Annotated in this window: 24 protein-coding genes; 15 read left to right on the top strand and 9 right to left on the bottom strand. The window is 71.3% G+C overall.

Features of this window, described 5'->3' with window-relative positions; all coding sequences use genetic code 11:
* Position 1 precedes the first annotated feature (1 nt).
* The 7 genes from VGJ14_04820 to VGJ14_04850 all read left to right on the top strand — a co-directional run bounded on the left by VGJ14_04820 (position 2) and on the right by VGJ14_04850 (position 6,074).
* On the top strand, positions 2-1,423 hold the full coding sequence (locus VGJ14_04820) for an MSMEG_0567/sll0787 family protein (GenBank protein ID HEY2831725.1): 1,422 nt from the start codon (positions 2-4) through the stop codon (positions 1,421-1,423).
* Positions 1,420-2,286, top strand: coding sequence for a carbon-nitrogen hydrolase family protein (locus VGJ14_04825; protein HEY2831726.1), 867 nt, complete (start codon positions 1,420-1,422; stop codon positions 2,284-2,286). Before VGJ14_04820 ends, VGJ14_04825 begins: the two co-directional genes overlap by 4 nt.
* The gene (locus VGJ14_04830; protein HEY2831727.1) at positions 2,277-3,110 is read left to right on the top strand and encodes a carbon-nitrogen hydrolase family protein; all 834 of its coding nucleotides are present in this window, start codon (positions 2,277-2,279) and stop codon (positions 3,108-3,110) included. The genes VGJ14_04825 and VGJ14_04830 overlap by 10 nt, the downstream gene beginning before the upstream one ends.
* Positions 3,107-4,243: an MSMEG_0565 family glycosyltransferase gene (locus tag VGJ14_04835; GenBank protein HEY2831728.1), complete on the top strand. Its 1,137-nt coding sequence runs from the start codon at positions 3,107-3,109 to the stop codon at positions 4,241-4,243. Before VGJ14_04830 ends, VGJ14_04835 begins: the two co-directional genes overlap by 4 nt.
* 251 nt (positions 4,244-4,494) lie before the next feature.
* Positions 4,495-4,908, top strand: coding sequence for a hypothetical protein (locus VGJ14_04840; GenBank protein HEY2831729.1), 414 nt, complete (start codon positions 4,495-4,497; stop codon positions 4,906-4,908).
* A 67-nt stretch (positions 4,909-4,975) separates the two neighbouring features.
* On the top strand, positions 4,976-5,353 hold the full coding sequence (locus VGJ14_04845) for a nitric oxide synthase oxygenase (GenBank protein ID HEY2831730.1): 378 nt from the start codon (positions 4,976-4,978) through the stop codon (positions 5,351-5,353).
* A complete protein-coding gene (locus VGJ14_04850; protein HEY2831731.1) occupies positions 5,235-6,074 on the top strand; it encodes a nitric oxide synthase oxygenase in 840 nt (279 codons plus the stop codon). The genes VGJ14_04845 and VGJ14_04850 overlap by 119 nt, the downstream gene beginning before the upstream one ends.
* 5 nt (positions 6,075-6,079) lie before the next feature.
* Here VGJ14_04850 and ligD read toward each other — a convergent pair whose 3' ends face one another.
* Genes ligD through VGJ14_04875 form a run of 5 tightly spaced genes read right to left on the bottom strand, consistent with a single transcriptional unit; the run spans position 6,080 to position 12,140 of the window.
* Entirely contained in the window at positions 6,080-7,009 is a 930-nt protein-coding gene (ligD, locus tag VGJ14_04855; protein HEY2831732.1) for a non-homologous end-joining DNA ligase, read from the bottom strand.
* Positions 7,010-7,018: 9 nt separating this feature from the next.
* Positions 7,019-9,616 (bottom strand): bifunctional FO biosynthesis protein CofGH, encoded by a 2,598-nt coding sequence (locus VGJ14_04860; GenBank protein ID HEY2831733.1) that lies wholly within the window; start codon positions 9,614-9,616, stop codon positions 7,019-7,021.
* Positions 9,613-10,611 carry a 2-phospho-L-lactate transferase gene (cofD, locus tag VGJ14_04865; GenBank protein ID HEY2831734.1) on the bottom strand — a complete coding sequence of 333 codons (999 nt, stop codon included), beginning with the start codon at positions 10,609-10,611 and terminating at the stop codon, positions 9,613-9,615. Before cofD ends, VGJ14_04860 begins: the two co-directional genes overlap by 4 nt.
* Entirely contained in the window at positions 10,608-11,234 is a 627-nt protein-coding gene (locus VGJ14_04870) for a nitroreductase family protein (GenBank protein HEY2831735.1), read from the bottom strand. The genes cofD and VGJ14_04870 overlap by 4 nt, the downstream gene beginning before the upstream one ends.
* Positions 11,235-11,282: 48 nt before the next feature.
* Entirely contained in the window at positions 11,283-12,140 is an 858-nt protein-coding gene (locus VGJ14_04875) for an SGNH/GDSL hydrolase family protein (GenBank protein HEY2831736.1), read from the bottom strand.
* A 137-nt stretch (positions 12,141-12,277) separates the two neighbouring features.
* Between VGJ14_04875 and VGJ14_04880 the strand changes: the two genes are divergently transcribed.
* The 3 genes from VGJ14_04880 to VGJ14_04890 all read left to right on the top strand — a co-directional run bounded on the left by VGJ14_04880 (position 12,278) and on the right by VGJ14_04890 (position 15,653).
* Positions 12,278-13,657, top strand: coding sequence for a hypothetical protein (locus VGJ14_04880; GenBank protein ID HEY2831737.1), 1,380 nt, complete (start codon positions 12,278-12,280; stop codon positions 13,655-13,657).
* A gap of 428 nt (positions 13,658-14,085) precedes the next feature.
* On the top strand, positions 14,086-15,201 hold the full coding sequence (locus tag VGJ14_04885) for a hypothetical protein (GenBank protein HEY2831738.1): 1,116 nt from the start codon (positions 14,086-14,088) through the stop codon (positions 15,199-15,201).
* A gap of 137 nt (positions 15,202-15,338) precedes the next feature.
* Positions 15,339-15,653, top strand: a complete 315-nt coding sequence (locus tag VGJ14_04890; protein ID HEY2831739.1) for a hypothetical protein — start codon at positions 15,339-15,341, stop codon at positions 15,651-15,653.
* Between the two features lie 7 nt (positions 15,654-15,660).
* Here VGJ14_04890 and VGJ14_04895 read toward each other — a convergent pair whose 3' ends face one another.
* On the bottom strand, positions 15,661-16,221 hold the full coding sequence (locus VGJ14_04895) for a methyltransferase domain-containing protein (GenBank protein ID HEY2831740.1): 561 nt from the start codon (positions 16,219-16,221) through the stop codon (positions 15,661-15,663).
* Between the two features lie 11 nt (positions 16,222-16,232).
* A complete protein-coding gene (locus tag VGJ14_04900) occupies positions 16,233-16,526 on the bottom strand; it encodes a YciI-like protein (GenBank protein HEY2831741.1) in 294 nt (97 codons plus the stop codon).
* Between the two features lie 47 nt (positions 16,527-16,573).
* Between VGJ14_04900 and VGJ14_04905 the strand changes: the two genes are divergently transcribed.
* The 5 genes from VGJ14_04905 to VGJ14_04925 all read left to right on the top strand — a co-directional run bounded on the left by VGJ14_04905 (position 16,574) and on the right by VGJ14_04925 (position 22,629).
* Complete coding sequence (locus tag VGJ14_04905) at positions 16,574-17,974, top strand: AMP-binding protein (protein ID HEY2831742.1); 1,401 nt, start codon at positions 16,574-16,576, stop codon at positions 17,972-17,974.
* Positions 17,975-18,040: 66 nt separating this feature from the next.
* Positions 18,041-19,219, top strand: a complete 1,179-nt coding sequence (gene efeO, locus VGJ14_04910) for an iron uptake system protein EfeO (protein ID HEY2831743.1) — start codon at positions 18,041-18,043, stop codon at positions 19,217-19,219.
* Between the two features lie 11 nt (positions 19,220-19,230).
* A complete protein-coding gene (efeB, locus tag VGJ14_04915; protein ID HEY2831744.1) occupies positions 19,231-20,517 on the top strand; it encodes an iron uptake transporter deferrochelatase/peroxidase subunit in 1,287 nt (428 codons plus the stop codon).
* Complete coding sequence (locus VGJ14_04920) at positions 20,514-21,497, top strand: ABC transporter ATP-binding protein (protein ID HEY2831745.1); 984 nt, start codon at positions 20,514-20,516, stop codon at positions 21,495-21,497. The genes efeB and VGJ14_04920 overlap by 4 nt, the downstream gene beginning before the upstream one ends.
* 76 nt (positions 21,498-21,573) lie before the next feature.
* Positions 21,574-22,629 (top strand): ABC transporter permease, encoded by a 1,056-nt coding sequence (locus VGJ14_04925; protein HEY2831746.1) that lies wholly within the window; start codon positions 21,574-21,576, stop codon positions 22,627-22,629.
* Between the two features lies 1 nt (position 22,630).
* Here the strand turns inward: VGJ14_04925 and VGJ14_04930 are convergent, their stop codons facing one another.
* Together VGJ14_04930 and cobA are read right to left on the bottom strand one after the other, a co-directional pair.
* The gene (locus tag VGJ14_04930; protein ID HEY2831747.1) at positions 22,631-23,440 is read right to left on the bottom strand and encodes an RNA methyltransferase; all 810 of its coding nucleotides are present in this window, start codon (positions 23,438-23,440) and stop codon (positions 22,631-22,633) included.
* Entirely contained in the window at positions 23,437-24,642 is a 1,206-nt protein-coding gene (gene cobA, locus VGJ14_04935; protein ID HEY2831748.1) for a uroporphyrinogen-III C-methyltransferase, read from the bottom strand. Before cobA ends, VGJ14_04930 begins: the two co-directional genes overlap by 4 nt.
* Positions 24,643-24,646: the final 4 nt, after the last annotated feature.

The following is a 24,646-nucleotide window of genomic DNA, read 5'->3' on the forward strand; positions in this document are numbered from 1 at the left end:
GATGTATCAGATCGCTTACCGTCCAGCGCCCGCAACCGCGGACAGCCTGCTCGCCGGGGTCCGCCGGCTGTCCGTGGTGCCCGCGCCGCCCTGGTCGGTGGAGCCCGCGGACCTGCGCGCACTGCACGTCTACCGCAAGCTGCGCCGGGCCGTGTTCGTCGAGCAGCAGGGACTGTTCGCCGACGACGACCTCGACGCGATCGACGCCGACCCGTGCACCGTGGTGCTCGTGGCCCGGCACGCCGACGGCGCGATCCTCGGCGGGGTGCGACTGTCCCCGGCGACCGAGCCCGACGTCGGCTGGTGGCACGGCGGGCGCCTGGTGGTGCAGCGCGGTGCCCCCCTCGGTATCGGCGCGGAACTGGTGCGCGCGGCCTGCCGGCACGCCGTGGCCGCCGGCGCGCTGCGCTTCGAGGCCGACGTGCAGGCCGCCAATGAGACGTTCTTCGTCCGGCTGGGCTGGGTGCGGACCGACCAGGTCTCGCCGCGGCCGGGCCATCTGCGTATGCGCTTCCCGATCGACCGGGTTGCGGTGCTGGTCGCGGCCACCAAGGCGCCGCTGGGCGACCTGTTGCGTGTCGACGCCCCCGGCGGCGCTGGTTTCGTCGGCGACGACGGCGCCCCGGTGCCCGACAGCGACCTGATCGCCGCCTGCGACGCCATCCTGCCCGCGATGGTGGAGCGCGACCCGGAGTGGGCCGGCTGGTGTTCGGTGTTGGTCAACGTCAACGACCTGGCCGCGATGGGCGCCTCCCCCGTCGGCCTGCTCGATGCCGTCGGCGCCAAGGACGCGGCCGCCGCAGCGCGAGTCCTGGCCGGGCTGCGCGCGGCCGCGGCCCGTTACGGCGTACCGATCCTCGGCGGGCACACCACGCTCGGGGTTGCCGCCTCCCTGGCGGTGACCGCGCTGGGCCGGACGTCCGATCCGGTGCCCGGCGGCGGCGGCCGACCGGGGCACATCGTGCGCCTGACCGTGGACATCGCGGGTGGTTGGCGGCCGGGTTACGGCCACCGTCAGTGGGACTCCACCAGTACGCGGAACGCCGCGGAGCTGCGCACCATGATCGCCTCGGTGGCCGCCGCCCGACCCGCCGCGGCCAAGGACGTGTCCATGGCCGGTGTGGTCGGCACGCTGGGCATGCTCGCCGAGTCCGGCGGCTGCGCCGCCGTGCTGGACGTCGCCGCGGTGCCACGACCGGCCGCGGCCGCGGTCGGCGACTGGCTGACCTGCTTCCCCGGCTTCGGCATGCTTACCGCCGAAATGCCGGGCTACCCCGCGCCGAACGCGGGCCCGGCGCAATCCGCCGTGTGCGGGGAGCTGACGCAGGGTCACGGTGTATCGCTGCGCTGGCCCGACGGGCAACTGACTACCGCCGTCGACGGTACGGTGACCGGCCTGGGCCCGGCGGGAGACCCCAAATGACCCCGATCACGCTGGCGGCCGCGTCGGCGAACTTCGGTCGCGACCTGGACGCCTGCTTCCGTCGCATCGAGGACATCGTCGCGGAGGCGCGCGAGCGGGGGGTACAGCTGCTCGCGCTGCCCGAGGCGGCGCTGGGTGGTTACCTCGAGGCCCTCGACGGGCAACAAGCACTCCCGCCCGCCTTCGCGGTGGAGGCCCCCGAGATCCGTCGGGTGGCAGAGCTGGCCGGCGACATGGTGATCACCATCGGGTTCTGTGAACAGGATGGCGAACGGCGGTACAACAGCGCGGTGGCGGTCAGTGGCGGGGCGGTACTCGGCCTGCACCGCAAGGTGCACCAGCCGCTGCGCGAGGACGCCGCGTACGCCGCCGGTGAGGGCTTCGCCGCGTTCGACACCCCGGTCGGGCGGATCGGAATGCTGATCTGTTACGACAAGGCGTTCCCGGAGGCGGCCCGCACCCTGGCGTTGGACGGCGCACGGATCGTGGTGTGCATGTCCGCCTGGCCCGGGTCCAGCACGAACCCGGCACCGGATCTCGCGCAGGATCGGTGGAAGAGGCGCTTCGATCTGTTCGACACGGCGAGGGCGTTGGAGAACCAGATCGTGTGGGTGTCGGCGAATCAGAGCGGCGAGTTCGGTTCGCTGCGTTTCGTGGGCAGCTCCAAGGTGGTGGATCCGGGTGGGGAGATCCTCGCCGACACCGGCCTCGGCCCGGGGCTGGCGGTGAGCACCCTGGACGTGCCCGCCACTCTGGAGGCAGCCCGCCGGCACATGGGTCATCTGCGCGACCGGCGCCCGGAGGCTTATCGCGCGGTGGCGCCCGTGGTCGCCGGCGACGTCGCGCCACCGGCGTGGGTTTGATCGGGATTGCCGCCGTTTCGGCCGCCTTCGGCCGGGACGTGGATGGCGCCCTGGCCCGCATCGGTACCTTGATCGAGCACGCCCGGGGCGGCGGCGCGCAGGTCGTGGTGTTGCCGGACGCCGCCCTCGGCGGTTATCTGGCCGACCTGCGCCACCCCGACCCGGCCACCCTCCCCCCGGCGCTGGAACCCGACCACCCGGCCATGAAGCGGGCCGCAGAACTCGCCGGGGACACCGTGGTGTGCATCGGGTATTGCGAGGCCGCGGGCGACCTGCGGTACAACGCCGCGGTCTGCCTGCACGGCGACGGCGTTCTCGGCCACCACCGCAAGGTGCACCTGCCCGTCGGCGAGGGCTCCGTCTACACCGCCGGTGCGGGGTTCACCGCGTTCGACACCCCCGTCGGGCGGATGGGCATGCTCATCGACTACGACAAGACCTTCCCGGAGTCCGCGCGGGCGTTGGCCCTGGACGGGGCGCAGTTGATCGCCTGCCTGTGCGCCTGGCCGACCAGTATCACCAACCGCGCACCACGGATGTCGGACGACCGGCAGTCCCGACTGTTCGATCTTTACGACCGCGCCCGGGCCGCGGAGAACCAAGTCGTCCTGGCCTCCTCGAATCAGACCGGATCGCTGGGCGGCATGCGCTTCCTCGGTCAGGCGAAGGTGGTCAACCCGGCCGGTGAGATCGTTGCGCGCACCTGGGCCAAGGCCGGCATCGCGTTGGCGCGGGTGGACGTCGCCGCCGAGGTTTCCCAGGCCCGCCGAGTGCTGCACCACCTCGAGGAACGTTGCCCGGACAGTTACGGAAAGCTGTTGTGACTGACCACCAGATCGGCCGGGCTGCGCAGCTGTCCATCGCCCTGCTCACCTACTCCACCCGACCCCGGGGTGGGGTCGTGCACACGTTGGCGTTGGCCGAGGCGTTGGCCGCGGCCGGGCAGGACGTCACGGTGTGGAGCCTGGCCCGCGGCGGGGACGGCGCGTTCTTCCGGCCGGTGGATCCGCGCGTGCGGGTGCGTCTGGTGCCCGTCGCGGACATCGACGGCGAAGCGCTGGGCCCGCGGGTGCGCCGCTCCATCGACGCGCTGGCGGCGGCCTTCGACGGTCGCGACTACGACGTGGTGCACGCCCAGGACTGCATCACCGCGAACGCGGCCGGCCCGTGCATCCGCACCGTGCATCACCTGGACACGTTCACCACACCGGAACTGGCGGCCTGCCACGAACACGCGATCGTCGCACCGCACACGCACATCTGTGTCTCCGCGGCGGTGGCCGCCGAGCTGGCGGCCGGATGGGGGCTGCGCGCCACGGTGATCCTCAACGGCGTGGACACCGAACGATTCGCCCGCGCGGCCGCGCCGGGCCCGGTGGCGGTGGCCGGCCGGGACGGTTGGCGGCGCCGGTTCGGGCGTTACGTGCTCAGCGTGGGCGGCATCGAACCGCGTAAGGGATCCATCGAGTTGCTGGAAGCCATGGCCGGGCTGCGCGACCGGGGGGCGCACGTGCCACTGGTGATTGCCGGCGGGGAGACGCTGTTCGACTATCGCGACTACCGCACAGAGTGGGAACGCACCGCCGCGCGCCTGGCGCTGGATCCGGTCGTGCTGGGGCCGGTGCCGCACGCCGAGCTACCCGGCCTGATGGCGGCCGCCGCGGTGTTCGCGTTCCCGTCCACCAGGGAGGGCTTCGGGCTGGCCGCCATGGAAGCCTTGGCCGCCGGTGTCCCCGTGGTGGCCGCCGACCTTCCGGTGCTGCGCGAGGTCTTCGGCGACTCGGTGCACCTGGCGGCCGACCCCGCCGCGTTCGCCGCCGGGCTGCACGAGGCATTGTTCAGCCCCGACCCGGCCCGTGCGGCCGCCGGTCGAGCCCTGGCGGCCCGGCATCGGTGGTCCGACGCGGCCGAGGCACATCTCACGGTGTATCGAGCCCGGGCCGCGCACATTGCCTGACGGTCGTCAGACCCGCCGGAACGCCGTCCAGGTGAACGGTTGGACGGCGCCTGACGACGTGGGGGTGCGAGACGTGCGCCTGCGAGACCAACGACCACACTGGGGTCCCAGCTCAGGGGCCAGGGCGCCCCGCTCGCATTCCGACAACACGTCAAATCCGACACGCTCTCATTACCGGGCAGCCAACCCACCCCCCTCTACGCTCGTACGGTCCAAGGGGGGACGATATGCAGCCGATGTCTGTTCCGGGGATGGTGACCAGGACGGCGCTGGTGAGCGCCGCCGTGGGTTCGGTGTTGATCCTTCGCCCCGCCGCACTACCCGCCGCCGGGGACAGCGTCCCGCCGGCCGACAACAACAACCCGGTGATGGTGTCGATCTCCGCGCCGACGCAGGTGCAACCCAAGGACACCGCGTCGGTCGGCACCGCCGTGCACATGGTGCAGGACGGCGCGCCGGTCGACGGCGTAACCATCGTGCTGGACCACCGTGCCTCCGGAACCGAGCAGTGGAGCGAGGCCGGCCGTACGGTCACCGACGGGAAGGGCCGGGCAGTGTTCATCTCGTCGATCCCGGTGAGCACGGACTTCCGCACCCGCGCCCTGCCCGACGGCCAGCACGCCGCCGCGTCCAGCGCCACCATCACGGTTCAGGCGGCACGCTGAGCGTCGAACACTGGTCCGGGCGAGTGACGAGCCCGTGGCCGCGTCCGCGCTCCCCTACCGTGGCACCGTGAGCACGTTCGTCGCTGCGGAGGCGGAGCGTTTTCTCCGGCAGGTGCACGCCGAGCGGGCGGAGCTCGGCGACCCGGCACTCCGGATCGAACAGGCACGCGCCGAGATTGCCGAGACGGGCAGCTACACGCACTCCACCACCGAGCTGTCCCACGGCGCGCGACTGGCCTGGCGCAACAACACCCGCTGCATCGGCCGGCTGTACTGGAACAGCCTGGTGGTGCGCGACTGTCGGCACGTCGCGGATCCCCCCCCGGGTGTTCGACGAGTGCGTCGAGCACCTGCGGCTGGCCACCAACGGCGGGCGGATCCGACCCGTGGTTACGGTCTTCGCCCCCGACACGGCGCGGCGTCGCGGCCCGCGCATCCGCAATGACCAACTCGTCCGCTACGCAGGCTGGCACACCTCCGAGCTCGGCCGGATCGGCGATCCGATCACCGTCGGGGTCACCCGGGAGGCCGAGCGGCTGGGCTGGCGGGCCGCCCGCACCGACTTCGACGTGCTGCCACTGATCATCGAGGACCCCGACGGTTCCCGGATGTGCCGTGGACTGCCCGACGACGCCGTGCTGCAAGTGCCGCTGAGCCACCCGACGTTGCCGTGGTTCGCCGACCTCGGGCTGCGCTGGTACGCGGTACCCGCGCTGGCCAACATGGACCTGGTCATCGGCGGGATCACCTACGGCTGTGCGCCGTTCAGCGGCTGGTACATGGGCACCGAGATCGGGGCGCGCAACCTCGCCGATGTCGAGCGCTACGACATGCTGCCGACCGTCGGGCGCCGGCTGGGGCTGAACATGAGCTCCGCGCGCACGTTATGGCGCGACCGGGCGCTGGTCGAGTTGAACATCGCGGTGCTGCATTCCTTCGAGCACGCCGGCGTGGACATGACGGACCATCACACCGAGTCCGAACGCTTCCTCGCCCACCTAGCCGCGGAGAAGCGTCAGGGCCGCAGCACGCCGGGCGACTGGTCGTGGCTGGTGCCGCCGATGTCCGGCGCGCTCTCGCCGGTGTTCCACCGCTACTACGACCGGGACGAGCGCTGTCCCGCCTTCGTGCCCCGCGGCGTGGGCTGCCCCGCCCACCGCGACTGAGAGCGTCAGTTCTCCCTGCGGACATCCGCGGGCAGCACGTCCTCCCGGATGCCCCGCCACACCGGGGCGCGCAGCCGACCGTCGCGGGTCCACTCGGTGAACGCCACCTCACCCACCAGCTCCGGCCGCACCCACATCGCGTCGCGCGCGTCGGGCCGCGGCACGGTGCTGCCGAACGGATTTTCCTTACTGGCCAGGCCTTCCAGCCGCACATGCAACAGCCGCCGCGCGTCGTGCGTCAGGCCGGTACCGACGCGACCGGCATAGACCAGCGTGCCCTCGGGCGCGGGCAACCCGACCAACACCGAGCCCAGTCCGCCGGCCAATCCCCCGCGGCCGGGCCGCCAGCCACCCACGACCACCGCCTGCGTTGCGATGTGCTTCACCTTGATCCACGCGGGTGACCTCCGTCCCGGTTCGTACCGTGACGTCAGCAGCTTCGCGACCACCCCCTCCAGTCGCGCGCCCCGGCTGATGTCCAGCGCCTCGACCCCACTACCCGTCAGATACGGCGGCACCTGCCAGCCGGCGGCGGCCAACCCCAGGCCCTCGAGTGCTTCCCGACGCTCGGTGTAGCGCAACCCGGTCAGGTCCTGGCCGTCGAGGCGCAGGACGTCGAAACCCATCCAGTTAGCCGATTTCCGTGTCCCCAGCATGCGCCGCTGCAGAGCCTCGAAGCTGACCCGACCGCTCTCGTCGAAGACCACCACCTCGCCGTCGAGGATTGACTCGGTGGGCACCACATCAGCGAGCCCGGCCAACTCCGGATAGTTCAAGGCCTTACCGGTGCGGGACCACAACCGCATCCGCCCGCCGGAGACGACGACCAGGGCGCGCACGCCGTCCCACTTCATCTCGAAGCCGTAGCGGTCCTCCACCGCGGGCCCCGGCAGCGCACCCGCAGTCGCCAGCATCGGCCGTGGCGGGTCGGACATGACGCGACGTCAGACTGAGGTGATCGGCAGCATCCGCGGCGACGAGACGAAGGCCTCATACGAGCGACGCACCCGCTCGTCGTCAACCCGCCCGTACCTCGTGGTCCGCTGCCGCACCGGACGCCCGATGCCGGTCGCGATCTCCTCGATCTCCGCCGGCGTCTTCACCGACCCGTGCTCGGAGCCGGCCATCCGCGAGATGGTCTCCTCCATCAGCGTGCCGCCCAGGTCGTTGACGCCCGCACCGAGCATCACCCGGGTGCCCTCGGTGCCCAACTTCACCCACGAGGTCTGCACGTTGTCGATGCGGCCGTGCAGCAGGATCCGCGCCATCGCGTGCACCGCGAGGTTGTCCCGCTGCGTCGGGCCCGGTCGCGCCACCCCGGCCAGATAGATCGGCGCGCTGTGGTGCACGAACGGCAGCGGCACGAACTCGGTGAACCCGCCGGTCTCCTCCTGCAGTCGGGCCAGCAGCTTCAGGTGCGCGACCCAGTGCGCGGGGGTGTCCACGTGGCCGTACATCATCGTCGAGGACGAGCGGATGCCCAACGAGTGTGCAGTGGTGACCACCTCGATCCACGCCGAGGTGGGCAGCTTGCCCTTGGTCAGCACCCAGCGGACCTCGTCGTCCAGGATCTCCGCCGCGGTACCCGGAATCGTGTCCAGGCCCGCCTCCTGCGCCCCGACCAGCCATTCGGAGATGGACATGCCCGACCGGGTCGCCCCGTTCACCACCTCCATCGGGCTGAACGCGTGCACATGCATCTGCGGCACGCGTTCCTTCACCGCCCGCGCGATGTCGAAGTACGCGGTACCCGGCAGGTCCGGGTCGATGCCGCCCTGCATGCAGACCTCGGTGGCGCCGTAGGACCAGGCCTCCTCGGCCCGGTCGGCCACCTCCACCAGCGACAGTGAGTACGCGTCAGCATCGGTGCGGCGCTGGGCGAACGCGCAGAACCGGCAGCCGGTGTAGCAGACGTTGGTGAAGTTGATGTTCCGGTTCACCACGTAGGTGACCTCGTCGCCGACCACATCGCGGCGGATACGGTGGGCGAGGTCCACCAGCGCGGTCAGCGCCGGTCCGTCGCAGGTCATCAACGCCAGCGCCTGGTCGTCGGTCAGACCGGCCGGGTTGTCCTCGGCGGCCCGCAGCGCCTCTCGCACATCGGCGTCCAGCCGCTCCGGAGCGGCCAAAATCCGCGCGGCCTCCTCACGCACGGACTCCCAGTCCCCGTAGGCGGCGTCGAAGTCCGAGCGGGTCTCGGTCAGTCGTCCCACGTCGTCGATCGCGGTGTGCAGGTCGGTGCGCCCGCTGCCCGCGGCGCCCCAGGTCGGGTCCGGCTCCTGCCAGGGCAGGCCAACCGCAACCGGACCACTGCGGGACAGGTGGGTGTCCGGGTCGGTCAACGCGCGCACATGCGGCAGCACCCGCGGATCGATCCACGGCTCCCCGGCCCGCACATATTCCGGGTGCACGGTGAGCCTCTCGGCCAGGGTGAAGCCGGCGTCCTGGGTGGCCCGGCGCAGCACGTCGAGAGCCGGCCAGGGCCGCTCGGGGTTGACGTGATCCGGGGTGAGCGGTGAGACGCCGCCCCAGTCATCCACGCCCGCACCCAACAATGGCGCCAGGTCCTGCGGCGCGGACAGGTTCGGCGGGGCCTGCACCCGCGCCTTGGGCCCCAGCACAACCCGGGCGGTGGCGATCGCGGCCAGATATTCCTCGACCTCGGCATCCGGCCAGGTACGCATCGCGGTGTCCGGCTTGGCGCGGAAGTTCTGGATGATCACTTCCTGGATGTGCCCGTAGGCGCGGGCCACCTTGCGGATCGCGAACAACGACTCGGCGCGCTCGGTGAGCGTCTCGCCGATGCCGATCAGCAACCCGGTGGTGAACGGCACGTTGTGCCGGCCGGCGTCCTCCAGCACCCGCAACCGCACCGCGGGGTCCTTGTCCGGCGAACCGAAGTGCGCGCCGCCTTTTTCGGTGAACAGCCGGGTGGCGGTGGTCTCCAGCATCATGCCCATCGACGGGGCCACCGGCTTGAGTCGGGCCAGCTCCGACCAGGTCATCACGCCCGGGTTGAGGTGCGGCAGCAGGCCGGTCTCCTCCAGCACCCGGATGGCCAGCGCCCGCACGTAGTCCAACGTGGAGTCGTACCCGGCCTCGTCCAGCCACTGCCGGGCGATCTCCCAGCGGTCCTCCGGCCGGTCGCCGAGGGTGAACAGCGCCTCCTTGCAGCCGGCAGCGGCACCCGCCCGGCAGATGTCCAGCACCTCATCCGCGGACAGATACGGGGTCAGCCGCTGGGTGCGCAGCTCGCCCGGGGTGAGCGCGAACGTGCAGTAGTGACAGCGGTCGCGGCACAGCTTGGTCACCGGCACAAAGACCTTCGGCGAGAAGGTGATCACACCCGGTCGTCCGGCCGCGACCAACCCGGCGTCGCGCACCCGCGCGGCGGTGGTCATCAGGTCGGCGAGCTCATCGCCGCGCGCGGCGAGCAGCGCCCGCGCCTCGTCCACGGAGATCGTCGCGCCGTCCCTGGCGCGGCGCAGCGCGCGACGGACCTCGGTGGAGTTCGGCGGCGCCTCCGGGTGCGTCAGCGTCATCTCTGCTCCTCCATCGGACCGAACCGGCCCGGTTGGTGCGTCAACAACAGGTCCACCAGATCTCCGCCGAAGCGCGGATCATGCGGGAACTGCCCGTGCTCGTCAACCAGCGTAGGTGCGGCCATCACATCTGAACCCAACCCGTTGCCGTCGAAGTCATTCCCATCGGCCCGGTCGAACACGAAGCAGTTCAGCAGACCGCGAAGCAGCTCCGCGGCGGCCCGCGCATTGTTCTGTAGTCCAACCGCAGCGAGCAGCGTCGCCCGACTGTCCGCGCGCCGCTGCTCCCCGGGGTCGGTGATCTGCACCCCGGTCACGATCGGCGTCACCGCGATCACCGGGGCCGCGGCCGCAGCGATGGCATCGCGGATGCCGGGCACCGCGAGGATCGGGCCGATGCTGGCCAGCGGGTTGCTCGGCCCGAGGATGATCCGGTCCGCGCCGGCGAGCGCGTCCAGCACGCCCGGCGCAGGCTTGGCGTCCGCCGCCCCGCGGTACTCGACGTCCAGCACCCGGTCCTCGGCCCGCCGGCGCACGTAGAACTCCTGGTAGTGCACGGTGTTGCCACAGGCCAACCGGACGTGGGTCTCCACCTCGTCGTCGGTCATCGGCAGCAGCCGCGCACCCAGTCCCGCGGCCGCCGCCAACTCCGCGGTGATCTCGGACAATCGGCGCCCGTCGCGCAGCGCGCCGGTGCGGTACAGGTGCGTGGCCAGGTCCAGATCCCCGACGTTGAACCAGGGATCCTCGCCGAGCGCCCGCAGGGCGTCCCGGGTGTGCCAGGTCTCCCCCCGCAGGCCCCAGCCCCGCTCGGGGTCCTGACGATCCGTCAGCGTGTAGAGAACCGTGTCCAGGTCGGGGCACACGCGCAGCCCGTACCACCACAGGTCATCGCCGTTATTGGTGATGAGAGTCAACTCGCCGGGGTCGACCCGGCCCAGCAGCGCGCGCCACAGCCGAGCCGCCCCGATGCCCCCGCCGAGCCCGACAATCACAACGGCTTGCCCCAGCTGTCGGCGAAGTACAGCTCGTCGAACTCCGGATGGAACCGGGCGGGGCCGGTGCCCGCACTATCCGTGGCATAACCGAGCAGCTGCACCTGGGTCGGGGTGCAGGTCTCCGGCATGCCGAACAGCTTGCGGATCTCCTCCCGGCGACCGGTGATCAGCCCCGTGCCCAGGCCCTCGTTGACGGCGGCGAGCAACGCGGAGCCGACTGCCAGGCCACACTGGAACGAGGTCAGCCACTCGGCGAACTCGGGCCGGGCATCCGCGTGCACGATGACGTCCTCGGTCGGCAAGCCGAGCAGATTGCTGCGCCGCAGCAGGTTCTCCACGATCGGCCGCCAGCCCGACATGTCCTGCACCCAGACGATGGCTACCGGCGCCCGGGCAGCCTGCGGCTGGTGGTAGAGGGCGTCGATCAGTCCATCGCGGACGGCGTCCGGCGTCTCGCCCTTGGTGACGACGATGGCCTTGCGCACCAGCTGGGCGTTGCGGTGCTGGCTCTGCAACCGCGCGGCCTCCAGGATCCGCCGGATCTTCTCCTTCTCCACCGGAACGTCGGGGTGGAAGTCGCGGATGGTCCGCCGCGTGCCGACAACGTCTGAGAACTCCATCGTTCAGTTCCTCCGCGAGGTGGCGCGCTACGACCCGGCTGCGTCGCCTCAGCCTAGGGCGCGGCGCAGGTCAGCCGCGGTGCCCGCTTCCCCGGCCGCGTTCGGGTGGAACTGCGCGGCCGGGGACAACGGCAGTAGCGGCTCGATCCACCGGGTGCCCGGCAGCCGACACATGTCGTGCCCCACGCTGGGCCCGTAGGTGTCCACGAACAGCGCATGGGTGGCCCTGGCAGCGTGCGCCAGCATCGCGTTCAGCGCCTTCTCGATGCCGTCCACATAGGCCATGTCGTCGGGGGTGAATGGGACACCGGCGATCACACACCCGGCGCGACCCACGGTGTCGGTGGGCAGGATGTCGGGGTAGCCGACGACGACCACGCGCGCCCCCGGGGCGCGCTGGTTGATCTCGCGCAGCGCGGCGCGCACGTATTGCTCATCGGCCTGGATCGCCTTGACGAACCGGTCGCCGAAGGTGTCCCGGCAGGGCGCGAGGGACCCGGTCAACATCAGCGCCGTGGTTTTCCCGCAGCCGGCCACGATCGAGCCGAACAGGTTGTTGTCATTGCCGCCGATCCCGACGGTCACCAGCGACGTGTCCCGGCTGAGCGCGGCGAACTGTCGCGGCACGTCGGAGTACTGCGCCTTGCTGAGGTGCCCGACGGTGGCGCCACCACAGGAGACGTCGGTGAGCGCCAGGCCGAGCGCGGCGGCCAGCACGTGCGGGTAGTTCGACGCGGATCGTCCGCACTGCGGCGGCGAGCCGGGGGCAACCGGGGGAACCAGTGGCGCAGAGGTGTAGGAGTCACCGAGCGCGACGTAGCGGAGCTCCGGCGCCGCCCCCGCGCACGGCCCGGACAGCACGGTGACCACCAGTGCCGCCAGTCCGGCGGCCAACCAGCGTCGCATTCCCCGACGGTACGCCGGCCGGGGTCGCCCGGATGGCCCCATTCGCGCGATTCCCGCACGGGCGAGTGATTTCCCGTTCCAAGATCACTTGCAACGGTGGGGAATGCGCCTCCCCGCCCGAGAAGCGGAGGCTCATCGTGAACGGACGTCGACTGCGGAACGTGGCTCTGATCTGCGGGGCGGGTGCCACTGTGCTGATCGCGGGCACCAGCGCCTCGGCCAATCCCAACGACACCGAGCCGGTCAACAGCGTGTGCGCCGCCGCGCCGAGCTTGTGCGATGACCTCAAGGGTCCGCCAGGGCCCGCGGGTGACAACGGTCCGCAGGGAGCGGTTGGCCCCGCCGGCGACCAGGGAGACCCGGGGATCCCCGGACCAGCCGGTCCGGCCGGTCCGGCGGGCAGTGGCCCCGGCCGCGGCGAGATCCGCTCCGGTGCCGCGCACAGCTGCGCGTTGACGCCCGCGGGCGCCGTGCTCTGCTGGGGTGACAACAGCTTCGGTCAACTGGGCGATGGCAGCACCGTGCCCAGCTCGTCCACCCCGGTGCCGGTGACCGGCCTGGAGTCCGGGGTCATGTGGCTGAGCGTGGGTTCCTACCACGCCTGCGCGGTGACCACCGCGGGCGCGGTCCTCTGCTGGGGAGAGAACAACGTCGGCCAACTGGGCGATGGCAGCACGACCAACTCGGCAACCCCGGTGCCCGTGTCGTCGTTGAGCTCGGACGTGACCTCGGTTTCCGCGGGCTACGGACACACCTGCGCATTGACCACCACCGGCGGGGTGCTCTGCTGGGGCGACGACACCTACGGCCAGTTGGGTGACAGCAACACCAAGGGCCAGACCACTCCGGTCGGGGTCACCAACCTCACCGCCGGGATAGCGAGCATCTCCGCAGGCTTCGCGCACACCTGCGCGGTCAGCACCTCCGGCGCGGCAATGTGTTGGGGCCTGAACATCGCGGGCCAGCTCGGCACCGGCAGCACGGACAAGACGCCGAACTCGACCCCGCAGGCGGTCTCCGCCCTGAGCACCGGGGTGATGTCGATCAGCGCCGGCTATGCGCACACCTGCGCGGTGACCCAGTCCGGAGCCGCAATGTGCTGGGGCCTCAACGCGGCCGGACAGCTCGGCAGCCTGCCCACCGACACCACCGTGCCCAACAAGGTCAGTGGCCTGGCCCAGGTCGCCTCGATCAGCGCCGGCTACCTGCACACCTGCGCGGTGACCCAGTCCGGCGCCGCAATGTGCTGGGGTTTCAACGGCAAGGGTCAGCTGGGCAGTGGCAGCAAGAAGGAGGCGTCCGCCAAGCCGATGCGGGTGAGCGGGTTGCACTCCGGGGTGGTCTCGATCAGCGCGGCCGAGGTCGGCAACGACCTGAAGAACAACGGCATGCACACCTGCGCGATCACCGCCGCGGGCGGCGCGGAGTGCTGGGGCAACAACGCCGACGGGGCGCTGGGCGAGGGCACCACCGCCAACAAGGACAAGCCGGTCATGGTTTCGAACTACCGGCACTGATCAGACGGCTCACTCTGACCCCACGTCAGGTTCGTTGTTACCGGAGATCACCTGCAACGGGGGGGAATGTGCCTCCCCGCCCGAGCAAGCGGAGGCCCATCGTGAACCGACGTCGACTGCGCAACATGGCCGTGATCAGCGCGGTGGGTACGGCCGTGCTGTTTGCCGGCACCCCCAGCGCCTCCGCCAACCCCAATGACACCCAGCTGCTGGGGCCGATCTGCAGCATTCTGCCCGCGCTCTGCGACGTCCTTCGCGGCCCGGCCGGACCGGCAGGCCCCGCCGGACCCGCCGGACCCGCAGGGCCCGCAGGATCCGCAGGACCCGCAGGATCCGCAGGACCCGCAGGACCCGCAGGACCCGCAGGGTCGGCCGGGCCTGCAGGACAGACAGGGCCGGCCGGACCCGCGGGGCCGGTTGGTCCCGGTGTGGTGCGGCCCGCGATCAGTGCCGGGGCGCAGCACACGTGCGCATTGACCCCGACCGGGGGCGTGCTGTGCTGGGGTGACAACACCTTCGGCCAGCTGGGCAACGGCACCACCACGAAGTCCTCCACGCCGGTGCCGGTGACCGGCCTGGCCTCGGGCGTGGTCGCGATCAGCGCCGGTTCGTACCACACCTGCGCCGTGACCACAGCCGGGGCTGTGCGGTGCTGGGGCCTGGACAACATCGGTCAACTCGGTGACGGCGTCAAAGGCACTTTCGTCACCACTGCGGTCAGTGTGCCCACGGTGCCCTCGGCTGTCTCGATCAGCGCCGGACTCGGGCACACGTGCGCGGTCACCGCGGATGGCGCGGCCTGGTGCTGGGGCGCCGACAACGACGGCCAGCTCGGCAACGGCTCGACCAGCACCGGCGCAATCGGGCCAACCAAGGTGGCGGGGATCCCGTCCGGCGTCGCGAGCATTTCCGCCGGCGGCGTACACACCTGTGCGGTGACCCGCACGGGCGCGGCGCAGTGCTGGGGCCTGAACAACTCAGGCCAACTCGGCAACGGCACCAGTGACCCCTCGATTCCCGTTCTCGCGCCGGTCTCGGTCACCGGGTTGAGCAGCGGGGTGTCGATGATCAGCGCGGGGTATGCGCACACCTGTGCCGTGACCACGACGGGTGCCGTGCTGTGCTGGGGTTACAACGCCTTCGGCCAGGTCGGCACCACGGCCGCGGGCACCACCGCTCCCGTCGTGGTCGCCGGACTGAACGGCGTTCCCATGGCCACCGTCTCGGCCGGTTACCTCCACACCTGCGGGGTCAGCCAGGCGGGCACGGCGGCGTGCTGGGGATACAACGGGAAGGGTCAGCTCGGCAACAACACCATCACCACGTCGGCCGCCCCGGTCGCGGTGATCGGAATGGCCGCGGGGGTGCTCGCCATCAGCGCGGCCGACGTCGGCACCGACCTGGTCAACAACGGCCTGTTCAGCTGTGCGATCACCTCGACCGGCGGCGCGGAGTGCTGGGGCAGCAATGCCGACGGCCAGCTGGGTGACGGCACCACCACCGACGAGCACAAGCCCGTGATGTCGCTGAACTACCAGCACTGATCACGCCGGCTCAGCTCCGCGACCACACGCTCAACGCGTAACCACCGTCGAACGGCGCGGGCACCACCGCCAACAAGGACAAGCCCGTAATGGTTTCGAACTATCGGCACTGATCTGACGCCCAGTAGCTTCTGGGCATGACCGGAGCCCTTGACTACGACGCCTTGCGGGCCCGCGCCCGCGCCACTTGGTCCGCCGGGGACTTCGCCGCCGTCGGCACCATGCTCCCGATCGTCAGCGAGACGCGCGTGGTGATGCCGTCGGTGGACTTCTGGTCGGACTTCTTCCGCACCTACTTCGGTCCGACGATCAAGGCCTTCGAGGTGGTCGGCGCGGACGGCGCTGCCGCGCTGGAGGCCGACCTGAAGGCCTTCGCGAACCGGAACAACAAATCCCGGGACGGAACGCTGGTGCTGCCCCAGGACTACGTGGACATTCTCATCCGGTTCTGACGCAGCGTCAGGTTCGTTCCCAGACGGACAGCGCGTAGCCGCCGTCGAACGGTGCGGCGTCCCAGCTGCCATAGCGGGACTGCAACTGCAGGCCCGCTACGGTGCACCAGCCGTCGTAGGTGGCCACTGACAACTGGGCCGCGCCGGGTGGCAGTTGTTCTGCGGTCAGCCCGAAACCGGTGACCACCAGGCCGCCGGGATGCACGTGCCCGGCCAACCGGGTCATCACCGCGGCCGGGTCGGCGACCAGCGGCACCACGTTGCCCGCGGCCACCACCAGGTCGAAGTCGCCGGCGCCGGTCCACTGCGCGAGGTCCGCCTCGATCCACTCGACACCGGACGTGCGCCGGGCCACCGCGAGCATGCTCGCGTCGGAGTCCACCCCGACGCAGTCGAAGCCCAACTCGGCCAACCGTGCGGCCACCCGCCCCGTCCCGCAACCCGCATCCAGCACCCGACCCCCGTGCTCCAGCAGCGCCGCGCAGAACCGCGCCTCACCGTGCAGGTCGCGCCCGGATGCGGCCAGGCCGGCCAGCCTGGCCGCGTACCGCTCCCCGACCGAGTCCATCTGATGCCGGGTCAGGCAGAGGCGATGGCGCTGCCGACCACCGTGTTCCAGGTGCGCACCTGCCAGGAGGAAACCAACCCGTGGCGCACGTACGGGTCGACGGACACGAACTGCTCGACGACCTCGGCGGCGTCCTCGCTCCAGATGAACACCGCACGGTCGAACGGGTCGGGTACCGCGCCGGCCAGGACCAGCTCACCGCGCTGCGCGCAGTCCTCCAGCAACGCCAGGTGCTCGGCCCGGAACTCCGGACGGCGTTCCAGGTAGTCCGCGGAAAGCTGATACTCGAGCAACAAATGTGTCACGGCGATCTCCCGGGGGCGGCGGGTGCGGGCAGGTGAAGGATAGTGCGGTGACCGATCCGCTCGAATCGCTGTTGCCCGGGCTGTGGGCACCAGACGACGCACCCGACGCCGTGCGCATCGGGGACGCGGCCACCTCCCGTGCGGATCTGCTGGCCGCGGCGCAGGTCTGTGCGGTCCGGCTGGGCGGGGCGCGCAGCGCCGTCATCGAGGCCGGCCCGGAACTGGCCACGCTGGTCGGCGTGCTCGGCGCGCTGTGCGCCGGCGTCGCGGTGGTGCCGCTGGCCCCCGACGCCGGGCCGCTGGAGCGCGAGCACGTCCTGGGCGACAGCGGCGCCGAGGTGGTGCTCGGCAACCCGACCTGGACCAGTGACCACCCCCGGGTCCCGATCCCGACACCCGGCACCCCGGCGCCGTCCGCGCTGCCCGGCGCGACGCCGGGGGGCATGGTGCTCTACACCAGCGGCACCACCGGCCCCCCCAAGGGCGTGGTGCTGTCCAACGCCGCAATCGGCGCCGACCTGGACGCGCTGGCCGCAGCCTGGGCGTGGACGCCGGAGGACACGCTGGTGCACGGCCTGCCGCTGTTCCACGTGCACGGACTGATCCTCGGCCTGCTGGGCTCGCTGCGCGTGGGGTGCCGCGTGGTGCACACCGGCCGACCCACGCCGCAGGCCTACGCCGCCGCGGGCGGCTCGCTGTACTTCGGGGTGCCCACGGTGTGGTCGCGGGTGGTCGACGAGCCGGACTCTGCCGCCGCGCTGCGCTCGGCGCGGTTGTTGGTATCCGGCAGCGCCGGGCTCACCGCGCCCGTGTTCGAGGCGTTGGCCGCGTTGACCGGACACCGCGCGGTGGAGCGCTACGGCATGACCGAGACGCTGATCACCGTCTCGGCGCGGGCCGACTCCGAGCGCCGCCCCGGCCACGTCGGCCTGGCCCTGCCCGGCGTGACCACCCGGGTGGTGGCTGAGGACGGCACCCCGATCCCGCCGGGCGAGGACACGCCCGGCGAACTTCAGGTGCGCACCCCGACGATGTTCGACGGATACCTCGGGCGACCGGAGGCCACCAGCGCCTGCTGGACCGCCGATGGCTGGTTCCGCACCGGTGACGTGGCCACGCTGGGCGCTGACGGCTGGCACCGCATCCTGGGTCGCGCCTCGGTGGACCTGATCAAGTCCGGGGGGTACCGGATCGGGGCCGGTGAGGTGGAGGCGGCGTTGCTCGCCCATCCCGCGGTGTCCGAGGTCGCGGTGGTCGGCGAGCCGGACCCCGACCTGGGTCAGCGCATCGTGGCGTATGTGGTGGCCGGAGACGCCGTCGCCGCCGATCTGGAGGCGTTCGTCGCCACGGCGCTGTCCGTGCACAAACGCCCGCGTCGGATCGTCTTCTGCGACTCACTTCCCCGAAATGCTCTCGGAAAAGTACAGAAGTCACTTTTGACGCCCTGACTGCGGTGAGTAATGTGAGGGGTCGTAAGGTAGGTTAGCCTTACCGAACCTGATCCGGAGTGTCTGATGCGTCTGTCGCGTACCGCTGTCCCCGTCGCGACGATTACCGCCGTCGCGGCGGTCCTCGGCGGGTGCGGCATCACCAAGGACAAGACCGCTGCCGCGCGGGAGCCCTCGGCCGCTCCCTCCCCAACGGCCTCCGCGGCGTCCGGCAACGCCATCGCGGTTTCGGCCTCGGACAGCGCGTGCACCCTGGATATGTCTTCGGTCTCGTCAGGCCCGCTGACCCTGCACGTGCACAACGGCGGCACCAAGGTGACGGAGGTGTACATCCTCATGGGCGCCGACGGCACCGGGGGCATCGTCACCGAGCGGGAGAACATCGGCCCGAACAGTGACGCCGACGTGGTCTCCGAGCTGGCCGGCGGGTCTTACACGATTTCCTGCCGACCCCGGGACAGCGAGCGGATCAACACCGGCCTGACGGTCACCGGCAGCGCGTCCGCGGCGCCCACCAGCGCCACCGCGGCCGGCGCGGTGTCCGCGTACCGGGACTACGTGGCCGAGCAGGTGCACGACACCATCGAGGCCACCGCGGACTTCGTGGCCGCGCTCAAGGCCGGCGACCTGGAGAAGGCCAAGTCGTTGTTCGCGCCGTCGCGAGTTGGCTGGGAGGCCATCGAACCGGTGGCAGAGAGCTTCGGCGACATCGACCCGAAGGTGGACACCCGCGAGGCCGATCTGGAGTCCGGGCAGACCTGGACCGGCTGGCACAAGATCGAGAAGACGCTGTGGGTGGACGGCACCACCGACAACATGGGCACCGCGGGCGATGACCTGTTGGCTGAGTTGCACATCCTGTCCAGCCGGGTCGCGGATGCCGAGATCACCCCGACCAGCATGGCCAACGGTGCCAAGGAGCTGCTCGACGAGGTGGCCACCGGGAAGATCACCGGTGAGGAGGACGCCTTCAGTCACACCGACCTGTGGGACTTCAAGGCCAACCTGGACGGCGCGAAGAAGGTCTACGACCTGCTCCGGCCGTTGGTCACGGACTCCTTGCTGACCTCCACGCTGGACACCGAGTTCGCCGACGCGGACGAGGCGTTGGACAAGTACAAAGACGGCAACGGCTGGCAGGACTACAGCAAGGTCGACGAGGCCGGCCGCAAGGCACTCTCCGACGCGGTGAACGCCCTGGCCGAGCCGCTGAGCAAGTTGGCCGCGGCGGTCGTTTCGACGTGACGCCGGCGCCGATGGACCAGGGGCCGGAGGGTACGGGGCTCTCCTCCGGCCCCTCTCGGCGTCGTGTGCTGGGCATGGCCGGGGCCGGCCTCGTGGCCGTCGGCGGGATCGGCGGCCTCGGCTGGGCCGCGACCGCCCGGCACAACGATGCCGCGCTCACCGCCGCCGACGCCGCGGACCCGGTGAATCTGCCCGTGCCCTTCCACGGGCCGCACCAGGCGGGCATCGCAAGCCCAGTACAGGACCGGTTGCACTTCACCACGTTCGACGTGCTCACCGAGGACCGGGACAAGGTCGTCGCGATGCTCAAGGCATGGACGGCGGCCGCCGCCCGGATGACCAGCGGGGTGGATGCGCTCGACCCCGGGGCGTTCCCGGCCATCATCGAGGCGCCGCCCGGCGATACCGGTGAGGCGGTCGGGCTACCGCCCGCCCGGTTGACGTTGACCATCGGCTTCGGGCCGAGCCTGTTCACCCGGCACTCCAAGCCACGCTTAGGCCTGGACGGCCGCCGCCCCGACGCGCTGGAGAAACTGCCGCACTTCCCCGGCGACACCTTGGACCCGCTGCGCAGCGGCGGTGACATCGCGGTGCAGGCCTGCTCCGACGACCCGCAGGTCGCGGTGCACGCGATTCGCAACCTGGCGCGCATCGGCTTCGGCACGGTGTCGGTGCGCTGGTCGCAGTTGGGCTTCGGCAAGACCTCCTCGACCACGCCGGCCGAGCAGACCCCGCGCAACCTGTTCGGCTTCAAGGACGGCACCAACAACATCGCGGTGGACGAGCTGGACAAGCTGGCCGACCACGTCTGGGTGAGCGAGCGCGAAGGCCCCGATTGGCTGGTGGGCGGCTCGTATCTGGTGGCCCGGCGCATCCGCATGCTGATCGAGATCTGGGACCGCACCTCGTTGGCCGAACAGGAGTCGATCATCGGTCGGGACAAGCGTGAGGGCGCGCCGGCGGGGAAGCAGCTGGAGCGCGAGGTGGTGGACATCAACACGATGTCGGAGACCTCGCACGTGCGCCTGGCCTCGCCGTTGTCCAACGCCGGCAAGCGGATCCTGCGTCGTGGCTACTCGTTCGTCGACGGCTCGGACGGCCTGGGTCGACTCGATGCCGGCCTGTTCTTTCTCGCCTACCAGCGCGACCCGCGCACCGGCTTCATCCCGCTGCAGCGCCAACTCGCCAAAAATGACGCCATGAACGAATACATCCGGCATACCGGTTCCGGCCTGTGGGCCTGCCCGCCCGGCGTCGCCGGTCCCGGCCGCTTCTGGGGCGACACCCTGTTCACGTGAACCCGGCCGAACGGCCGATCCCCGAACCGGCGAATCTCACCGATCATCACTTTGTGAGCGTGGCGGGTGGCGTCAGCGTGGCCGGGGTGCGGCGCACGTTCGGTCCGGTGGTGGCTGTCGACGATATGACGTTCAGCGCTCCGCCCGGGACGGTGACCGCGTTGGTCGGGCCGAACGGGTCGGGCAAGACCACGTTGATGCTGATGCTCGCCTCGCTGCTGCGGCCGGACGCCGGGCAGATCCGAGTGGCCGGGCACGATCCGGTGACCGAACCGACCGAGGTGCGCCGTCGGCTCGGCTGGATGCCGGACACCTTCGGCAGCTACGACAACCTGACGTCGCGTGAGGCACTGGAGTTCTTCGCGGCCGCGCACCGACTGCCGAGGGCCGCCCGCGCCAGTCGGACCCGGGAGCTGCTGGCCCTGGTGCACCTGGAGGAGTTCGCCGACGCCCCGGTGCACGTGCTCTCCCGCGGCCAGAAGCAGCGGCTGGGCATGGCCCGGGCCATCGTGCATTCCCCCGACGTGCTGTTGCTCGACGAACCGGCCTCCGGGTTGGACCCGCGCAGCCGGGTCGACCTGCGGGTGCTGTTGCGCACGTTGGCCGGCGCCGGGGCCGCGGTGCTGGTGTCCAGTCACATCCTCTCCGAGCTGGAGGAGATGGCCGACCGGGCGGTGTTCGTAGCCGGCGGACACACGCTGTCCGAGCGGACGCTGGGTGAGCTGCGCAGCGCCGAGGTGCTAGGCCCCTGGCGCATCCGCGCGCTGGACACCGACCGACTGCTGAGCGCGCTGCGCCAGTACGGCGTGGACTTCGACGCCCGCGACGCCTCCGGGGTCCAGGTGATGCTGCGCGGCGACGCCGAGGCCGCCGAACTGCTCGCCTCGCTGATGCGTGATGGGGTGCCGGTGGCCAGCATCGCCCCGGTCGGTGGCGCCCTGGAGAACGCCTACCTGCGGCTGACCGAGGAACGGCGATGAGTGAGCGCAGCGAGCTCATCAATGGGCACAGTGTCAGCGCGGCTCGGGAGCCGCACGGGTGCACCGAGGTGCGGCGATGAAGGAAAGGCTCGCCGGCATTCGCGCGGTTGCCGGGCACGAACTTCGGGTGCGCCTACGCACCGGACGGGTTCGCTTGCTGCTGGGCGTCTGGGTACTGGGCCTGGGCCTGTTGACGGCCGTGCTGTGGCAGACGGTGCACGACGTGGGCGGGCTGCATCAGCGGGGCGTGCCGGTGTTCGGCGGCTTGATGGTGATGCTGCTCGCGCTGTCCCTGCTCATCGTGCCGACGTTGGCCGCGCAATCCATCAACGGTGACCGGGAACGCGGCGTGCTCGCGGTGTTGCAGGTCACCCTGCTCACCCCGGCCGAGATCGCATTGGGCAAATTGCTCGCCGCCTGGGGCACGGCCTTGGTGTTCCTCGGCCTGGCCGTTCCGATCGCCGCGTCCACGCTGTTCATGGGTGGCGTCGGCGTGGGCCGGTTGATCATCACCGTGCTGGTGGTCGCGGTGCTCATGGGCGTGGTGTGCGCGATCGCGCAGTGCTGGTCAGGGCTGGTGGCGCGCACCAACACCTCCTCGGTGATGTCCTACCTGTCGGTGTTCGCGCTCACCATCGGCACGTTGGTGGTCTTCGGTTTGGCGCTGACCTCCACCCGCGGCACGCACACGGTCACCGAACAGGTGCCCGACTACGACGCGCTGTTCAACGGCGACATCACCAACCCCGATCAGCTGCCGATGCACACCGAGACCCGCACCACCGACGACGTCCGGCCGGAAAAGGTCTGGTGGTTGCTCGCGCCCAACCCATTCGTGATCCTGGCCGACGCCGCACCGCAGAAGCACAAGCTCAGCATCGACATCGAACCCACGAAGGACGGCGACTCCAGCTTCACCTTCGACCCGCTGGGCGGCATCGCGGGCGCCGTGCGGGACGCCCGGGACCCGAACAACACCGTCGAACCGCTGGGCGCACGCCAGGCGCAGAGCCCGGTGTGGCCCTACGGCCTCGCCTTCGACGCGCTGCTGGGCCTGGGCGCGGTCACCATCACCACCCGCCGCCTGCGCACACCGGTGAAGCGGCTGCCGCGCGGTATGCGGCTGGCCTGATTCAGCGCGGACGCAGGGCGTAGCAGGCGACCGCGGCAGCGGCCGCCACGTTCAGGGAGTCGACGCCGGCGGCCATCGGGATGCGCACCCGGTGCGTGGCGGCGGCCACGGTGGACCCGGCCAGACCTTCGCCCTCGGTGCCCAGCACCAGCGCGATACGCGGGTGGCCGGCGGCCGCGAAATCATCGATGTCCTGCGCGGCGTCGTCCGGCGTCAGCGCGACGGTGACGAAACCGGCGTCGTGCAGCAGCTTCAGATCCGCGGGCCAGTCGCCCAGGCGGGTCCAGGGCACCTGGAACACCGTGCCCATCGAAGTTCTGACGGCACGTCGGTACAGCGGGTCCGCGCACGCGGGGGTGACCAGCACCGCATCCGCACCGAACGCCGCGCCGCCGCGGATGGCCGCGCCGACGTTGGTGTGGTTGACCACGTCCTCCAACACCAGCACCCGGCGGGCGGCTGCCAACAGATCGCTCACCTCCGGCAACGGCCGGCGGTGCATGGCGGCCAACAGGCCGCGGTGGACGTGGAATCCGGTCAACCGCGCGGCCACCTCGGGCCCCACCACGTAGGCCGCGCCGCCCGCGGCCAGCACCGCGGCGATCTCGTCTGCGGCCGGGTCCAGCCGGTTCGGGGTGAGCAACACCGAGCGCGGCCGGTAGCCGGCGTCCAGCGCCCGGCGCAAGGTCAGCGCGCCCTCGGCGATGAACAGTCCCTCGGCGGGTTCCCGGCGGATCCGGTGCCCGACGTCCACCAGCCGCGCGTAGTCGGTCAGCCGCGGGTCGTCGGGGTCGTCGATCTCGACAGTCATTGCCCGACGGCCACCACGTCACCGATGACCGCGATGGCCGGGGGCCGGATGCCGGCCTCGCGCGCTGCGGCGGCGATCTCGCCCAGGGGGGCCCGCAGAACCCGCTGCCCGGCGGTGCTGCCCTCCTGCACCACCGCCGCGGGTGTGCTCGCGTCCCGCCCGTGCGCGACCAGCGCCGCGGTGATGGCGGGCAGCTTGTCCACCGCCATCAGCAGCACGATGGTGCCGCGCATGCGGGCCAGCGCGGCCCAGTCGGTCAACGACTCCGGGTCCGCCGGGCCGATGTGCCCGGAGACCACGGTGAACTCGTGCGCCACCCCGCGGTGGGTCACCGGGATGCCCGCCAACGCGGGAACCGCGATCGAGGAGGAGACACCCGGCACCACGGTGCACGGCACCCCGGCCGCGACACAGGCCTCCACCTCCTCGAACCCGCGGCCGAACACGTACGGGTCGCCGCCCTTCAGGCGCACCACGAACCGGCCCGCCCGAGCATGCTCGACGAGGACCTCGTTGATCGCCTGCTGCGCCATCGCCCGCCCGTAGGGAATCTTCGACGCGTCGATCACCTCGACGTGCGCACCCAGTTCGGCCAACAGCGCGGGCGGGGCGAGCCGGTCGGTGACCACCACGTCGGCCAGCGCCAGCAGTTGCCGCCCGCGCACCGTGATCAGATCCGGATCCCCCGGTCCGCCGCCGACCAGGGCGACCCCGGCCGGCTTGTCCGCCCGGCCCGCCTCGATCGCCCCGGCGCGCAGCGCCGCAATCAGTTCATCGCGCACCGCGGCCGCGCGGCGCGGCCGGCGGCCGGCCAGCACCGCAACGGTGAGCCCGTCGTGCCGCGCGGAGGCCGCCGTCCACGCGGTGGCCGCGCTGGCGTCATCGGCCCGCACACAGAAGATGCGCTGCGCCTCGGCATCGGCCAGCACCTCGGCGTTGACCTGCGCGTCGGCGGTCAACGCCAGCACGTACCAGGCCCCGTCGAGATCTGACGGGCGGTAAGCGCGGGCCTCCCACTGGATGCGCCCGTGCGCGGCCAGCGCCTCCACCGCCGGAGTGACCGACGGCGAGACGACCAGCACATCGGCGTGCGCGTCGAGCAGGTTCGGCAGGCGTCGCGCGGCGACCGCGCCACCGCCCACCACCAGCACCCGGCGACCCGCCAGCCGCAGCCCGACCGGATAAGGCTCCGGCTCGCTCACCGAC

Source organism: Sporichthyaceae bacterium, assembly GCA_036493475.1.
Classification (GTDB): domain Bacteria; phylum Actinomycetota; class Actinomycetes; order Sporichthyales; family Sporichthyaceae; genus DASQPJ01.